The following is a 251-nucleotide window of genomic DNA, read 5'->3' as shown; positions in this document are numbered from 1 at the left end:
ATGAAACAATCGTCAAAATCACTGTCACTGAAAAAATAAGCACAAACGATGAAACAATATATTCTTTTAGTTTTCTTAACGCTCTTCGGCCATAACAGATTGAAAAAAGCGCTCCGCTCCCCATACACATGCCGATCAGGATCGAATTTAAAAACGTCATAAGCGTATATGCGCTTCCGACAGCCGCCAGCGCTTCCGCGCCGACAAACCTCCCGACAATCCATGTATCTGCCAGATTGTAACATTGCTGC

General features: G+C 43.8%; 1 protein-coding gene. It reads right to left on the bottom strand.

The window, feature by feature from the left end; all coding sequences use genetic code 11:
- On the bottom strand, positions 1-251 hold a 251-nt coding region (locus NE619_RS18375; protein WP_256133909.1), incomplete at both ends, for an MATE family efflux transporter.

This window comes from Anaerovorax odorimutans, assembly GCF_024459955.1.
GTDB classification, from domain to species: domain Bacteria; phylum Bacillota; class Clostridia; order Peptostreptococcales; family Anaerovoracaceae; genus Hominibacterium; species Hominibacterium odorimutans_A.
The sequence above is the reverse complement of the archived record's forward strand: the minus strand, read 5'-3'. Positions and strand labels throughout refer to the sequence as shown.